Source organism: Bacillus cereus group sp. MYBK5-2 (assembly GCF_051915685.1).
GTDB lineage: Bacteria > Bacillota > Bacilli > Bacillales > Bacillaceae_G > Bacillus_A > Bacillus_A cereus.
This window is the reverse complement of the sequence record NZ_JBQAFE010000008.1, coordinates 23,613-40,118: the sequence shown is the minus strand read 5'-3', so window position 1 is coordinate 40,118 and position 16,506 is coordinate 23,613. Positions and strand designations below refer to the sequence as shown.

The window sequence follows — 16,506 nt, the reverse complement described above, 5'->3', positions numbered from 1 at the left end:
TTTACCTCTCTAAAACAAATTGCATCCTTTCACATTATAAAAAGTTAATTTTTTGACAATTAAAAACTTAATTGTTATGATTATTATAATTGTTAACTTTATTAAATAAGGGTGGGATTCTATGATAAAAAAAGAAAACAGTGTATTTTATATCTCCTTCTTGCTAACAACATTATTCATTATATGGGGAATTACCCCAGCAAGTTGGATACAAGGCTACGATTTACAAAGTGTTACATCTTCTTTAAACTCATTTATCCTCAATAAATTTGGATGGTTTTACTCTCTACTTATGACTACAATGATTATTTTGGCTGCTTATTTAGCATTTTCCAAGTACGGTTCTATTCGTCTTGGTAAAGATGGAGAAAAGCCAAAATATAATTATCCATCTTGGCTATCCATGTTGTTTGGGGCAGGAATGGGAATTGGACTCCTCTTTTATGGAATCGCTGAACCGATTTCACATTTTACAGATCCATTAACAGGAAAAGCGGGGACAGAGGAAAGTGCCAAACTCGCTATGCAATATTCATTTTTCCACTGGGGTCTCTTTCCATGGTCACTATACGCAATGGTCGCTTTAACAATTGCATATTTCACATTCCGCAAACAAAAAGGTAGCACTATCGGGGCTACAGTTACTCCATTATTTAATCGATCGAAAAATTCTCGTATTGGAAAAACAGTCGATATTTTAGCTGTTTTAGCCACAGTATTTGGCATTGTACCATCTGTTGGGATTGGTGCTCAACAGATTGCTGGAGGATTAAGCTATTTATTCCCTTCTATTCATAACACTTTACTTACACAGCTCGTACTTATCGCCATCTTCGCCGTTTTATATTTAACGAGTGCACAAACTGGCTTAGATCGTGGGATTAAATATTTGAGTAACTTAAATTTCTCTCTTGCAGGTATTTTACTCGTCTCCTTTTTATTTTTAGGGCCAACCGTATTTATTATGAAATATTTCACATCTACACTCGGTTCTTATATTGGAGCTTTGCCTAGTATGGGATTAAATTTAGGAGCATTTAGTGAAAAATCTTCTTCTTGGATTGAAAACTGGACTATTTTCTATTGGGGATGGTGGATCTCTTGGTCTCCATTCGTCGGCACATTTATCGCACGTATTTCTAAAGGGCGCACAATAAAAGAATTTATTTTTGGAGTTGTATTAGTCCCGACTCTTATCTGTACATTTTGGTTTGCAGTATTTGGTGGTACCGCAATCCATATGGAAATGTTCCAATCGCTTGGAATAGCTGATGAAATTGCAAAAAATGGTACAGAGATTGGATTATTTGCTGTTATTTCACACCTACCATTCTCTACATTTTTAACGATTATCGGGTTGATTCTAGTAGCCACATTTTTCGTTACTTCTGCCGATTCAGCAACATTTGTCGTTTCCATGCAAACGAGTAACGGAAGCTTATCACCGAAAAATAGTTTAAAACTTATATGGGGATTAACAATCGCGATAATTGCCGCTATTTTATTACAAGCTGGAGGATTAAATGCACTACAAATCGCAGCTATAATTGCTGCGCTACCATTTTCTATTGTAGTCGTTCTTATGGTTACTTCACTCTTTAAAGAGCTACGAAAAGAAGATGTTAATTTGCAAACGAAAGAAGTGCCGAAAAAAATAAAAAAGGTTATGTAACGATTGGTGCCTCAAATCACTTCTAAATCCGTAATAAAACCCATTCATATGAATGGGTTTTTCACTCTATTATATAGTGTTGTAAACATGCTTTTTCCTCAAAACCTACTTTCTTGTACAATTTCATCGCATGATCATTATTCGTATTCAAACATAGTACTATCTCTCTCATCCCTTGGAAAGAGAAAATATACTGAATTGCCCCTTGCAATATCCGCTCTCCGACACCTTTTCTTCTACTATTTTCAGCGGTTGCAATAAATTCGATATTCGCTTCTTGAAACTCCGGATTTACTTCAACATATACGTAACCCTCTAATTTACCATTCTTCATACTTACAAATAATTTATTCGTATCACTTAAATGTTCGATAATTTCATTTCCTTGATAATATGCATTAGGAAAAGTATGATTGTGTAAAGAGATAAACTGCTCGAATACTTTTGGTAAAGCCTCTTCTACATTGCATATACTACGTTCTTCCACAATATTATGACTTAAACTGAAAATACTATGTTGATCTTGTTCTTTTGCATATAAATTCTTCATTAAACGGGCACAATTATTATTTTCTACATGATAAAAACCATAAAATTTTTCAATATGAAAAGGCCCCTTTTCTATAAGTTCCTTCCACATATGTAAAGCAACTTCTTCCCAATTCTCTGCTTTAATAAACGGCCCCCAAATTTCTGCACATCTCTTTACTTCATCCACATCAAACCCTAATACGCCAATTATTTTATTGTCCTCATAAGTAACAACGAAAGATTTCTCCCAGCCTATATCAGAAAAATCATGAAGAATCGTATGTAACACCTCCTTTTTCTCATCTCCGCAATAACCAACATGATGAATAGCATCTTTATTCATATTCGCAATAAATGATGCTACGTCTTCAACTTTTGAAATTGAACTAACATACATAATCTCTCCTCCTTCTCTAATATATTCACACCTTTTCCATTTATCTCCTTCTAAAAAAGACATCACCATAAGCATATTTCAAAATGAAATCGCCATGATAATGTCTTCTCAAAAACTCATATAATCATCTTACGTTATAATAAGATAAAACGTTTTTTATTTCTTAAATAATCTCTTTCTAAATACAAGCATACTCATCGCTGAAAGAACTAACGCTATGCCTGAAAGTAATATTGATGTATTCTCTTGTCCACCTGTTGCTCCTAATGCTTTCTTACTTTCTTCTTGCTTATTAACAGCTGGTTTATTTTCTTTCACAACTTGATTATTCAAGTTTTGTTCTTGGACTACTGCTGATTGATTTACCGCGTCTTTTGAACCTTCAATTTCTTTTCCTGTTTCTTTTACCTTCGCTTTCGATCCTTCAACTCCTGTTGTTGGCTCTTTTACTTCTTCTTTCTCTTCTTCAACTTCTTTTGTTGGCTCTTTTACTTCTTCTTTCTCTTCTTCAACTTCTTTTGTTGGCTCTTTTACTTCTTCTTTCGGTATTAATTTTTCTACTATATTCTGCATGACAATGCCACTATATAATATACCAGTCTCATAATGATCTGCATCTAAATCAAATTCATATATTTTTTCCCCTAGAGTACTCCAAATAATTCCCTCATCAGTAAGTGTTCCACCTTCACTCTTTAGTGTAATCTTTTCAATTGGCTCTCCTTCTAAATCATATACAGGAATTATCACTTCTTTATTTATTTCTGCATCATCCAAAATGACTTTTTGCCTTCTAACATCAATTGTTCCCCACTGACCTAATTGTATTAACGGCCTTACATCACGAATCTCATTTCCAGATAATTTTAAGCTAAGTAAATCTAGCATGGAACCAAGAACCGATACATCTTTAATATGATTGTCCGCAAGATTTAACCACTGTAGATTTTTTAATGAAGATAGTGGTGTTATATCTTCAATTTGATTATGAGATACATTCACATCGTTCAACTTTTCTAAGTTCGAGATAAATTCGATATTCTTCAAACCTACTCCTTCTAAAGTGAGGTTTTCTAAGTTCGTCATGTACTCTAAACCTGTTATATTTTTTATCTCATTTCCTTTTTCTTTAAGTATCTCTAGTTTTTTAATCTGTAATAAATCTTCTTTTGTGATAGGAGCGTTTACATTCTCTCTACCTAAATTCTCTTTATTAATATGTTGTTGTAAAGTTTTATCGAGAATTACATTTTCCTTTTGTTCATTATCCTCTTTTATTGTTTCCTTGATTTCGTCTAATCTTTCAACAACATTTTGAATTACTGTTCCATTAAACTTAATACGATTCTCTTCTGGCTTTATATCCAACGTAAATTCGTATGTTTTTTCACCAGTAGTCCCCCATTTAACAGAACCATTATTAACGACCCCATCTTCACTTTTCAATTGAATAGTATCAAGTGGCTCTCCTTGTAAATTATAAATAGGTATTTTAACTTCCTTATCTTTTTCTACATCATCTAAAAAAATTTTTTGTCTTTGAATATCGATATACATTCTTCTTCCTAATTCTTGAACTGGTCTAACATCACGAATTTCATTTGAACCTAGTTTTAAATCATATAAACCTGTTAATTGACTAAGTGGCTTTATATCTGAAATATAGTTTTCTTCTAGATTTAATTTCTGTAACCCTGACAATTTTGATAATGGCGTAAGATCTACTAATTCATTTTTGGAAAGCCCTAATTCAATTAATTTATTCATTCCATTAATATGTTCAACATTACTCAATCCATTATTGCTTATTTCAAATGTCTTTAAATTCTTTAATTGGTGAACTCCTTCAAGACCTGCATTACTAATTTGATTATTTGCTACAGTCAAAGTCCTTAAAGACTTCACTGTAAATAATGGTTTAATATCTTTTATATAATTACTATTTAAATCTAGCATTTTAATCTTCTTCATTTGGCTTAATGGGCTTAAATCTGAGATTTTATTGTTTCTCAAAGTTAAAAACTCAATATGCTCTAACTTAGCCAAAGGCCCAATATCTTCAAGTTCACCATAGGTTATACTTAATGATTTCAATTGTCTCAAGTCCGAGATAAATTTTATATTTTTTAACTTAACTTCTTCCAACGTTAAGTTTTCTAAGTTCGTCATATATTCTAGACCACTTACGTCTTTTATTCCTTTACTTTTAGCTTCAACGACTATTAAGGATTTAACTTTTAATAAATCTTCCTTAGTTATTGGAGTATCTAGATTCTCTCTATTCAAGTTATATTTATTAATATGCCTTTGTAATTGCTTATCTACTATTACATTCGCATCTTGTTGATCCACTTTATCCTCTTTATTTTCCTTTTGTGCTTCTGGAACATCTTTATCTAAATTCAATGTATTTACTTCAAACTGTACTTGGTACTTATTGTCATAGGCCATTGTTGGAATATAAATATGCATTCGCATATTATACCTTTTTCCTAATTCCCCTACTTCAAACTGAATCACTTTCGTTCCATTTTTCTTTTTGTCTTCTGATATTACTTTCACATCATGAAACACACCTGGAGTATGAATATCCTCTGTTTTCAAGTATTGAAAGAAATCACTATCACTTAATGTTGCTGTTACAATTTTCTTTCCATTCTCAATTGTTAATTTCGGATCCTTTATATAAACAGCTGCCATAGACTCTTCATTCGTTTTATCTTTATACGCTTTAATAACAGCGTCATATGTACCATCTTCTAAACCTTGTCCAGTTTTATTCGCCTCAATTGCTACTGCCGCTAAAGCAGATGTTGAATACACAGCAAACGGAAGTGATAACGCCGCCGCTATAATCATTGCATTTATACGTTTTCTTTTATTTTGTTTCAACTTTACATCTCCTCCGAAATATATAATTCGAAATGTAATCATTTCTCGAATAAATGATAATGATTTTCATTATCATTGTCAACTGAAAAAATAAAAAGTTTACAAAAAAAGAACCTCTTTAAAGGAGGTTATGCCATTTTCTCACCTGATTCTTCTCTAAAAAAGCTTTTCATCGCATGAAATACGTCTGCTTTTTGCTTTAAAATATAATATCTGAAATTATCATCTTTAATATTTTTATAGGCTGACATAAGTGTACTATGGCGGTTGTACTGGTTTAATTAGCAAGGATGTACTCAACTACTCTGTTGATTAATCCATTTCTCTGGAATTAATGCTATTCCATTACGCCAAGGTTTTTCTATTAAAGCCTCTTGAAATCCTTCATCCAAAATATTTGCATGATCCGTTACAATAATTTGCATTTCTGAATCTAATTCATTGCAAATATCAAATAAAAAGTCAAACATTCTTTTTACAGCAATTCTATCCTCATCAGAAATTTCATTTATTTTCCCTTCTAACTTTGAGTATTTTTCTGGCGGAAAATATACTTGAGTCGGTTGATCAAGAACAATAAAATTAGGAACTGGCCGTTCTTTTTTAATAAAAAATTTATGTAAAGCTAACAAAGTTATCAAGTGACACCCCAACCAATTTGCACCACTTCCCATTCTATTCATCGGTATCGGGCGATCCTCACTATCTGCAACTACAGTTAACTTTTTAACATCTAATCTATATGGATATTCGGCGTGTTCTAACTGAAGTTTTTCAGCCCATTTTGACATTTCTCGACCAATAACATTTAAGATAGAAGCTAAATTTTCTTCTATATCTTCCTTATTTATTTTTCTTTCTAAATCAAATATCTTTTTCTTCTTTTTCTGGATTTCCTCTATAAGATCAGAATTTTCTTCGATTTCGCTTACACTTTCTAAAAACAAACTAATTCTTCCTACAGCTTTTGCGGCTGTATAATTAAAGTCATTTAATTCTTCAATTTCTTCCTGTTGATTATTTAACATCTCAATTTCCACATTTAATTGTCTTAAACTTAATTTAGCATCGCTTAACTCTTGTTCAATGCGAGTTAAATAATTATCAAGATACGGTTTTTCTTTGTTTACTGTACTTAAACTTAAATCTAATTGATGTAAAGAATTATTCATTGATTCTATAGTAGGTTGTTCATTAACTAATTCAGATAAACACAAAGGACATGTATGTGGATTATCATTTTCTTCAAATAATCCAATCGATTCAAGACGCGACTTTTGCTCTATAATTTCATTGGAATAACCATTGATCTCTAAAGACAATACTTTTGCACTATGGATTTTATCATTAAGACTTTTAATAACTTTAATTGTTTTCTTTCTTTTCTCATATAATTCAGATAGTAAATCATTATTAATAAAAGCATTATCTGGACTGAATTTTTCTACACTCTTTAAAGTGTTGATACAATCAGAAAGGCTTTTAGACTCTACATAGTCATTTATTAAGCCCAATTCTTGAGCTTCCCCTAATAATCCTTTAGCCTTTGAAATTCCATCTCCACTAATTAACTCCGCTTCTTTTAATTTTTTCTTTAATAATTTTAATTCTCGTTTTTCCACTTTTAATATATTTTCTATCCTTAAGTGATCTTCTCTAACCACACCTAGAAAATAAGGTAATGTATCTTTTATCGCTTGTGGTATAAATGGTTCTGATTGTCTATGAAATAGTAATTGCTCATTAGCAACAATACTCTGCTTTTGAAAAAGATAAAATTTCGAGTGTCTAAAATTTGCTTCTAATGCGTCTCTAGTAGTATTTTCGGCGGGACTATGTAAATTAGGTGATATTCCTATCTGTCTAGTTAAATAATCATTTATACCATCATCATTTGTATTAGGAATTAACGTAGACATTTCTGGAATTTCAATGTGGTTCGCTATTTCAAAGTAAACTTGACTTTGAGTGTTTCCGGCTATTCCAGGGGAAGGTTTAGCTATAAATAATTGATTTTCATTAATCTGTAGTTTTAGGGCATACCATCTAACAGTTTTTCTAATAATCCCATCCGGAATATTAAATTCTGACCGTCCTAAACAGTAATCAATGATTTCAATGATAGCTGATTTTCCAGTACCTGATTTCCCAGTTATAATATTGACTTTGCCTAATTCAAATTCTAAAATTCTCTTTTTCCCCTCGTGATTATATAATATTATTTCTTTTATTTGCATCTTCATGGTCTTATCCCCCAAATTGCAAAAATTGTTGTAGTGGAACCTGTTTTAGCAAACCATTTACCTACAACTTTAGCTTTATTCATACACTCCTTAACTTCAGGAGTATTTACAACTTTTTTTCTTTTTAAGCCTTTATGCCCCAATTGAAATTGCCCTTCTGAAGTTATATTTAACATATTTCGCTGAACAAGAAATATTAATGTTTCTCTAACATATGGAATTAAGTCTCGATTTTTGTTTGCAAAATCTAATTTTAATTCTGGATTATTTTGAAGCCAAATATGCATTTGTGTTTTAGTTGTAGTTGGAAGCATATCTCTATAATACTTTTGTAACACTAGAGGTAAAAAAATAAATAGAAGTTCGTAAGGGACTGCTTCTTTCTTTTCATTATAGTAAGCTTGTACAAAACTTCTTATGATTCTCCCTAAAAAAGCTGGATTTAACAAATTCCCCACTTCAGTAGGCCTCTGATTCCATGAATTCATGAACTCACCTTCTCATATGTCGATACTACCTCTTTAATCCTAGCGACAAATTGCGGATGCCATCCCAAGCATAAATCGTTCTTATTAGCAAGCATATGATAACTTCCTCTCATTACATAAGGCTCTATACAATTTTTTCTAATGTGTATTTGTAAATCCTGAATCTTATTATAAAGCTCCTTCCCTCTTTTTCTCACAGAAATTTCCGAATCTTCCATTTCATCCTCATTAATCATTTCAAAGTATCTTTCCCATTCCTCTAATAACTGATCTTCATATCTTTGTAATTCTCCAACAAATAACAACTCGTCTCTTATCCATCTGGATCTTTGAAGGTATGCTCTATAATAATCCCTTACAGCATGCTCAATCCTTTTGCTACTTAAAGAAATGATTCTCAATTGTTCGATAAATAACCGTTGATCTTTAGATATATCAATATTAGATGGAGTTTCAGTTCTATAATCTATTGGCAAAGATTCAATACCCAATTGATCTCTAATGTCATTTACCACATCTTGGACTTCAATTCCTGATATTAATTCAGTTGATTTACTAACTAAATGAACAATTACTCTATTAAACCACCAACCTTCCAACCTTTCATATAATGCATTAAGGTTAGGCCTTCTAACAACTATCTTTAGTTTTTGTTTGGTTAATTCCGATACTGTTAAGATGTTTGAGGTATTATCAATAATTAATATGGAGGTTACTAATTTTTTTTGTTCCTCTTCACTTAAATTTTTAAAGGCCCCAAAATTCACTTTATTAGTTTCACTTCTAGATCTATCTATAAAGGCAAGCATTCTCTTTAGAGCAGTTTCTGGATTTCTATTGTTATCCCCCCTTAAGTATGAAGCAATAGATTTATCGGGAGCAGTAGATGTAGATATTAATGTTAAAATTAAATCATCAAGTATAATTTCTTTTTTTCTAATTTGTTCACTCCAAACTCGAATAGTTTTCCAAAAGTCTGTGCATCCGTCTGTTAAAGAGGCCTTTTTGGAAATATGATGTTTTAATTGAATTAATTCTTCAGGACTTCCATTACTTTCAAAATGTACGTCATCTAGCTGTTCTATAGCTACATCTTTATCAATATTTTTATCCTCTAAAAGTAAATACAAAGCATAGCGTACCTGATAAAGATACCCAATCGCTTGCTCTCCCGCTGAAAATTTCGTTGACATAAAAAAACACCCCCGGATAATTTTTACATAATTCTCTTTATTACAATTATATATGATTTTTATTTATCCCCTCACTTAAAAGTAAATTTTTTCCGAATTTTCATCCTACCCTATTACCGAGACAAATAGGATGGATTATAATTTACTTTTATCTAATCACCGAGTATGTTTATTTCTCTAAATCACTGTCCATAATAATAAACAAAGACAAACCCTTTAACTTTAAGATACAGGCTCTTTCTTAAGAACATCAAACTCGGTGATTAGGGATATGTGGTATACCATATCCACCTAATCACCGAGTAAAGTACAGATTTCAATCTGCAGTTCAACCTAAAAACCGATACTGTAGATAGTAAAAAACAGCCATCCATCCCGATAGCTGTTTTACAAAATCAAGCTGATTTGATTTTTTACATCACGCTTTGAAAAATCTGTTCGTAACTGTAATGAAATATCATATTCGTTATGCTTTTTATTTTCTTTAATGGATACAGATTGAATGAGAGGTAATAAAAATCGTCTTTTATGCATATCGCTTATTTCTTGAAACTTGACATCATCTTGAAATACTTCATTCAAAATATGTACCCATGTTTCTTTGCTTTTCTCGACTTTTTCTTTGAGCGTGATTTGCTGTTTAAAGCCATTGATTTGTTGTGTCACTCCATCTAGCTTTCGCTGTACATCCAAGCGATAAATCGCTAAGGACTTCAAAAAACGTTTATCATCGTTATTTTTCATACGCTGCTTGAGCTCTTCTGTAATATTGTGAAGGTTGATGGTGTAGGTTTCAAAGAGACGCTGATGCTTTTGAATATTGTTATTCAATTCTTGTATCTCATACTGAATTTTTTCTTCTATTGCATGATATACATTGTGAAATCCACTTATTTTCACATCAGTAAGTGTTTGATTCACCACTTTATCATGAAGGAGGTCTGCATCTATTCTTAATTTGCACTTAGTGCAAAAATAAATTTTCCCTCCATACTGTTTATTTGTAGAACTTACTGTCTGTTGATTCTTTGTTTTCATTAGTTCCTGGCACTTTTCACAAAAAAGCAACCCTTGTAGCAAAAAACTTGTTTTGTAATGTTTAGGAACCATGTTGCCATTACGTTTTTCTGAATAAATACGCCAACATGATTCCCATGTCGTCCGTGAAATGATTGGCTTCACATAGTGGTTTGGTGCTTCAATCCAAATATCTCTTGCATTTTGCTTTCCACCTGTTTGTCGGCGCCATGATAATAATCCACAATAAAAAGGATTAAGTACAATCGCCTTTACATTCTCTTTCCCCCAATCTTTTCCGCGGCGGGAACCGTTAGGGAGTGTATTAGCAATATACTGAAACCCATGACCATTGACATATAAATTGAAGATTTCTTTTACATAGCAAAGCTCTTCGGTGTGTTCAATAAATTGCTCACTATTCTTATCATATGTGTAACCAAATGGCGGCTTACCACCAAGCCATTTCCCTTGTTTTGCCTTGTTTTCTAGACCTGATTGAGTTCGGGCGATAATGGTGTCAACTTCATATTTAGTAAAACCATCTTCCATAAGTTGCACAATCAAGTCTATATCAGTATTGTACACACTTTCGGTTGAACTAATAATGATGGGAATATCTAGTGTCTTCATGACAATACGTATCGTTTGATGTTCAAGAGGATCTCTGGCCAAACGATCACTTTTATAAACAATGACAAAATCAAATTCTTTTCTTTTTGCCGCTTCGAACATATTTTCAAGTTCTTTCCTACTTGTAATTTTATTTTTACGAGCGGAAACAGCCTTATCAAGAAAAGAATGAGTATGAATACAATCATACTTACGAATCACTTCCATAACGGAATTCAATTGCATATCCATATCTTGTTTATCCGTAGAATGACGGCCATAAAAAGCAGCCTTCATATTTGGGTGTAATATATGAGAAAGCTTCATGATGTTAACACCTCTTGAGTACGTAAGAATGGATGTTTAAAAACAATTTCGCAGCTCTTTCCGTCGGTTTTAACTTGTTGTATTAAATCTTGAAAAAAGGAACCTAACTGTCGATTCTCCTTTATCTCGTCATAGGACAACGACATAGAGGATTGATAATTACTTATCTTTTCACGTAATTGCTTTGCATCACTTAATTCCTGTATTACCTGTTCTTTTTGTTTTTTATATTTTGCCAACTCATCATACAGCGCCATAATTTCGATTTCTTTCTGTTCCTTATAAGGTGCATCAGTTTCGTGATACCACGTATCTACTTTTGTAATTAACTTTTCATTCATAAGCTGGATTTTCTCTTCAATGGTTTGTATTTTCTGTTTTACTTGCTTCTTAACATTCTGTTCATATCGATCAAATAATTCATGAAAATGAGAAGTGAGTAAGCTACGAAAATATTCTTTGCAACGTTCAAAGACTAATGGTTCGATTGTACTCTTAAAAACGTAAACTGAAAAATGGTTTAAACATTTATATTTTAAATTTTCTTTTCTTTTAGCCTTTACTTTTTGTAATGATTCATTACATTTCGAACAAATTAGTAAGTCTTGCAATGGAAATAAAACTTGTTCGAATACATAATCTTGATGAGTCTTTTTGGGAGATAAAACAGTGACAATACTACATGCTTTTTCCCATGTATTCTTATCAATAATGGAAAGTCTTTCATATTTACTAGTAACATCTTCACCAAAAATATTCATAGTACGCAATCCAATATATGTCGGGTTTAATGCAATTTTTCTTATATCAGCCGAAGTCCAAGACTTACCGTTTTCCTTCCAGCCTAATACACTACAAAGTTCTTTCAAGGATTCATATTTTCCCGATACAAGTTCTTGATAAATCCTTTTAACAATTTGTACTTGTTCATCAACCAATTCAATTTCTTTCGTTTCTTTATTCCATTTGAAACCATACGGAAGACGTCCTGGGTTTTTACCACTTTGGAAATTTGACTTTAATGTTTGCTTTAAACGTTCAATAATTTGTTCGCCTTCACGTTGGGCCATACCCGCCATAATTAATTCAAGATATTCACCAATTGGTGTGTAGTACACTGGTGGCTCATTCGGTGCAGTTAAAATAACATTTATTTTCTTGTTTCTTAGTATTTGATAAATTTCATAATACTCCATCACATTTCGAGCTAGTCGATCTCGCTTAAATAAGAATAAGGTTCCGACATCGTTATTGTTGATATCTTGTAGTAATTTTTGTAGGGCTGGGCGCTTTTTTAAACTGACTTTTCGGGCTGATACCGCTTCATCAATATATTCTTCATCGATAATCAATGCCATATCAATGGAGCGAGTAAGAACTGAATTTTGTTGCATTTCGATTGAGTTTTCCTGAGAATCAATTGAACTTCTATAATATGCAACGGTCTTCAATTCCGGACCTCCTCTCATGATGTTCTATTTACACTATATGTATCAAAAATGGCGACTAGTCCTTATTAATTGCTTTAACTAATTCTTTTTCAACAATCTCGATATACGCTTCAAACCATTTTTGAGCTGATTCTGGATCATGAACATAACTTACTGATGTAATTGTAATTTTCTTTTGCTTATTCATTTTATGTATTCCTTTCAATAAATCCGTGGAGGTTAGTCTTATGATACATGAACTCGGTAAACACATTCGTACACTTCGTACTCAAAAAGGCATTGGATTAAACACTTTTGCAAAACAGCTTGGCGTATCACCAGCTTATTTAAGTAATCTTGAAACAGGAAAAACAGATACCATTCATCTTTCCTTACTACAAAAACTACAAGATGAACTTCACCTCATTACAATAGATAATTCATCCTTAACCCAAGATGAAACTAAATATAGAATTGCTCGCGCAAGCACCCTATTGCATAACTTGATCCAACAAGATAAAGCACTTGGATATTACTTATTAGAAACTTTAGAAAAAGGGGTTAATCTACCTCAAGCTTCACCTACTTTCCATAAAAATAATCAAGATTATTTTTTACAAAACTAAAAAGGCTATTCACAATAAAAAACAATTATTTATGTTAATGAATAATTTAATGCAAAAAAGAAGAGCATACCTCTTAAGGAAAGAGGATGCTCTTCTTTTATTTTTCATCTTCTTGACAGCTGACTGCCGCCTCAACTATAGACTTTAAAATTGGATTTTTCTTTTCCCATTCTTGTTGGAACCATTCTTTTTGTTCTTCTTTTTCCATCGATGCAAGTGGTGAATGAATAATAACTTTTGTATTACCAAATTGAAATTCTCTCATCATATCCCCCCTTGCATTATATGTATGCAAGACAGAAAAAAAGACGAACTATTATTTTCATAGGACAAGCTAACCATACATATTCATAACAATAATAATAGACAAGCTGGTAGGTGAAAATAATGTACCGTCCACAAGAACTTGATGTATTCATCTATTTACGTAAAAGCCGAAAAGACCTTGAAGAAGAAAAAAAAGCCATGGAACATGGACAACATTATGATACACTTGAACGTCATCGAAATCAGTTATTAGAACTCACTCATAAAGAGCATCATAATATCATTGATATTTTTGAAGAAGTTGTTTCTGGTGAATATATATCTGAAAGACCTATGATGCAAAACCTCCTTAGAGAAGTAGAGACTGGTATTGCGGATGCAGTTTTAGTAATGGACTTAGATCGCCTTGGTCGTGGGGATATGGTAGATCAAGGAACGATTTATCGTGTATTTCGCTATTCAGAAACATTCATTATTACACCCACAGAAGTCATTAATCCAAATGATGAAAATCAAGAGTTAACCTTTAGTATAAAATCTTTAATCGCACGAGAAGAATTAAAAACCATTGTTAAACGTATGCAACGTGGTAGGAGAGCATCCGCAAAAGAAGGAAAATCCATCTCCCGTGTTCCACCTTATGGATACTTACGAGATAATAACTTAAAACTTTATCCTGATCCTGAAAAGAGTTGGGTGATACCAAAAATTTTCGAATTAATGGCGAATGGAATGGGAAGACAGGCAATTGCGCAAGAACTAGATAAACTAGGAATTGCCCCACCTGAAGGTGAGTATTGGAATCCTTCAACTATTTCATCCATTACAAAAAATGAGGTATATCTTGGTCACATTATTTGGGGGAAGATAAGCTATACCAAACAAAATGGGAAATACATTCGAAAAAAAGTGCCGAAAGAAAGATGGCAACGACACAATCATGCTCATCCTCCACTTGTATCAGAAGAGCTCTTTCAAAAGGCTAATATAGCTCATAGTAAACGTTGGAGACCTCCCACAATAAAAACCAAAAAGCTCTCTAATCCATTGGCAGGCATCTTATTATGTGAATTATGCGGACATTCCATGATTTTCCACCCAAGAAAAGATCGTCCTAATCCTCAAGTACGTTGTGTGCAGCCATCATGTAAAGGAATTCAAAAAGGGGTATCCTTAACACTTGTTGAACATCGCATACTCGATGGATTAAAGCAAATTATTGAAAGCTTTGAGATACAAGAAAATATGGTGCAAAAAAAGAAATCGAGCAATAATATTCATTTACAACAGAAAGTTCTAGAAAAGAAAGAACAACAAATAAATGATCTGCAAAAACAAAAAAGCAATCTCCATGACCTTCTAGAGAAAGGGATATACGATGTTGGCACTTTCTTAGAACGGCAGAAATCTATTGCGGTGCGTTTGAAAACAACACAAGAAGAAATTAAGGAGCTTAGGTGTGAAATTGAAAATATATTAGAAAAAGAAAAACATATACATGAATTTGTTCCGAAAATCAAAAATGTTTTAGAGGCTTATTACGCAACAAATGATACAGAAAAGAAAAATCTCCTTCTCAAATCAGTGATTGAAAAAGTAACTTATTTACGAAAAATAGATTGGAAAAGAAAAGATGAATTTTCAATAAAATTATACACTAGAATATAGTTCGATATATTTTCTCTATAAGTCATTCATATATTATTTTGATTTTTTTTAACTTCCTTTAAAAAATTCATTTCTCCTTGATTTGAGAAGCTTATCACAAAATATTATTCATAATAGGAAATTATGAAATTAACCTAGAACAGACAAATAAATAACGTTATTAGGTAACCTTTTTTTGGGCCCAATACAGTTCTGTTGCAAAGTTCCCTAAACCACGTTACATTTTAGAAAAAATAAGTAGGAGCACACATGCCCATCAAGCTAACCAAGTAAATTACTAGATACAAAATGATCCTTGTTTCAAAACTAGTTTTTTTAGCCAAATGTACAATAAGGATTAGCCACATTTCCTGCATTACTGACAATACCACTTCCCTCATCAACGACAATGATATGTGCTCTACTTAATCCGTTATACCACGGGCATTTAAACCAGTGGAATATGGGGTTCAAGAATGTCACCTTCCCTTGGGCATTAGCTCGTATCTTTTTGAGGAGCATCATATATGGCCGGTTTTCTGCACCGTACACATAGAATGCAACTTCCGCATTAGGAGTGAAAGTACCGTCGACCATATAATACATTACTCCATTAGTCAAGTTGTCCCAGACCCTTATACCATTACTGGGGGCGGCAGGTGGATAAGCCATAGTGTGGGGCGCATTTATGTTGTCAGCTTTAGCTTGTTCACGTCGTTGAGGTGGGACACAGACATGATCTGACGGTCGCGTCTCACGCCAAACGAAGCCTTGCTTACATGTATCTGGCCCATAAGCACCGCCTCCGAGTTGCCGGCGAGATGGCCCCAGTGCATTTTCATTGGCAGTCTCTTCACGAGTTTGAGGAGTCACGCACACAAAGTCACCAGGAACTGCTTCCCTCCAGACATAACCCTGCTTACAGGTATAAGACCCATAAGGAAGAGGAGGAGCGGGCCTTTCATTTTTTATTCGTATATTCTCCCAATTATTCCTATATCCACAGTCTGTTGATGAAATTGTTCTAAATTCAGGTGCATCAGGAAATGGTCCTGGTTTAGTCTTTTTAGGTCCTGTATCCATATAAAAATTATTACTGGGTTGCGTAGCTGGGTAACTACTTGGGTAAAGCCAATACATAAAATACACGTCCTTTCTCTTATT

At 32.9% G+C, this 16,506-nt stretch carries 13 protein-coding genes and 1 pseudogene; 3 read left to right on the top strand and 11 right to left on the bottom strand.

Annotated elements, in window-relative coordinates; genetic code table 11:
* The first annotated feature begins 121 nt into the window (after positions 1–121).
* Positions 122–1,672 (top strand): glycine betaine transporter OpuD, encoded by a 1,551-nt coding sequence (gene opuD / locus ACTFP3_RS22930; RefSeq protein WP_242284834.1) that lies wholly within the window; start codon positions 122–124, stop codon positions 1,670–1,672.
* Between the two features lie 61 nt (positions 1,673–1,733).
* Here opuD and ACTFP3_RS22925 read toward each other — a convergent pair whose 3' ends face one another.
* The 9 genes and pseudogenes from ACTFP3_RS22925 to ACTFP3_RS22885 all read right to left on the bottom strand — a co-directional run bounded on the left by ACTFP3_RS22925 (position 1,734) and on the right by ACTFP3_RS22885 (position 13,010).
* On the bottom strand, positions 1,734–2,600 hold the full coding sequence (locus tag ACTFP3_RS22925) for a GNAT family N-acetyltransferase (protein ID WP_440011367.1): 867 nt from the start codon (positions 2,598–2,600) through the stop codon (positions 1,734–1,736).
* 156 nt (positions 2,601–2,756) lie between these two features.
* Positions 2,757–5,492: a leucine-rich repeat domain-containing protein gene (locus ACTFP3_RS22920; protein ID WP_440011365.1), complete on the bottom strand. Its 2,736-nt coding sequence runs from the start codon at positions 5,490–5,492 to the stop codon at positions 2,757–2,759.
* A 128-nt stretch (positions 5,493–5,620) separates the two neighbouring features.
* A pseudogene (locus ACTFP3_RS22915) lies at positions 5,621–5,773 on the bottom strand (sporulation protein YhbH); the annotation flags it as partial.
* A 15-nt stretch (positions 5,774–5,788) separates the two neighbouring features.
* Positions 5,789–7,735, bottom strand: a complete 1,947-nt coding sequence (locus ACTFP3_RS22910; RefSeq protein ID WP_440011363.1) for a DUF3732 domain-containing protein — start codon at positions 7,733–7,735, stop codon at positions 5,789–5,791.
* On the bottom strand, positions 7,732–8,184 hold the full coding sequence (locus ACTFP3_RS22905; RefSeq protein ID WP_431087319.1) for a three component ABC system middle component: 453 nt from the start codon (positions 8,182–8,184) through the stop codon (positions 7,732–7,734). The genes ACTFP3_RS22910 and ACTFP3_RS22905 overlap by 4 nt, the downstream gene beginning before the upstream one ends.
* Before the next feature lie 35 nt (positions 8,185–8,219).
* On the bottom strand, positions 8,220–9,416 hold the full coding sequence (locus ACTFP3_RS22900) for an ABC-three component system protein (protein ID WP_440011361.1): 1,197 nt from the start codon (positions 9,414–9,416) through the stop codon (positions 8,220–8,222).
* A gap of 387 nt (positions 9,417–9,803) precedes the next feature.
* A complete protein-coding gene (locus tag ACTFP3_RS22895; protein WP_440011360.1) occupies positions 9,804–11,372 on the bottom strand; it encodes a recombinase family protein in 1,569 nt (522 codons plus the stop codon).
* Positions 11,369–12,823, bottom strand: a complete 1,455-nt coding sequence (locus ACTFP3_RS22890; protein WP_440011358.1) for a recombinase family protein — start codon at positions 12,821–12,823, stop codon at positions 11,369–11,371. Before ACTFP3_RS22890 ends, ACTFP3_RS22895 begins: the two co-directional genes overlap by 4 nt.
* A gap of 55 nt (positions 12,824–12,878) precedes the next feature.
* On the bottom strand, positions 12,879–13,010 hold the full coding sequence (locus ACTFP3_RS22885; protein WP_016128640.1) for a hypothetical protein: 132 nt from the start codon (positions 13,008–13,010) through the stop codon (positions 12,879–12,881).
* 40 nt (positions 13,011–13,050) lie between these two features.
* Between ACTFP3_RS22885 and ACTFP3_RS22880 the strand changes: the two genes are divergently transcribed.
* Positions 13,051–13,428: a helix-turn-helix domain-containing protein gene (locus tag ACTFP3_RS22880; protein WP_440011357.1), complete on the top strand. Its 378-nt coding sequence runs from the start codon at positions 13,051–13,053 to the stop codon at positions 13,426–13,428.
* Between the two features lie 97 nt (positions 13,429–13,525).
* Here the strand turns inward: ACTFP3_RS22880 and ACTFP3_RS22875 are convergent, their stop codons facing one another.
* Positions 13,526–13,693 (bottom strand): hypothetical protein, encoded by a 168-nt coding sequence (locus tag ACTFP3_RS22875; protein ID WP_180228086.1) that lies wholly within the window; start codon positions 13,691–13,693, stop codon positions 13,526–13,528.
* Between the two features lie 122 nt (positions 13,694–13,815).
* Between ACTFP3_RS22875 and ACTFP3_RS22870 the strand changes: the two genes are divergently transcribed.
* Positions 13,816–15,363 carry a recombinase family protein gene (locus tag ACTFP3_RS22870; protein ID WP_440011354.1) on the top strand — a complete coding sequence of 516 codons (1,548 nt, stop codon included), beginning with the start codon at positions 13,816–13,818 and terminating at the stop codon, positions 15,361–15,363.
* 315 nt (positions 15,364–15,678) lie between these two features.
* On the opposite strand, the gene ACTFP3_RS22865 is transcribed toward ACTFP3_RS22870, so the two are convergent.
* On the bottom strand, positions 15,679–16,482 hold the full coding sequence (locus ACTFP3_RS22865) for a hypothetical protein (RefSeq protein ID WP_440011353.1): 804 nt from the start codon (positions 16,480–16,482) through the stop codon (positions 15,679–15,681).
* Positions 16,483–16,506: the final 24 nt, after the last annotated feature.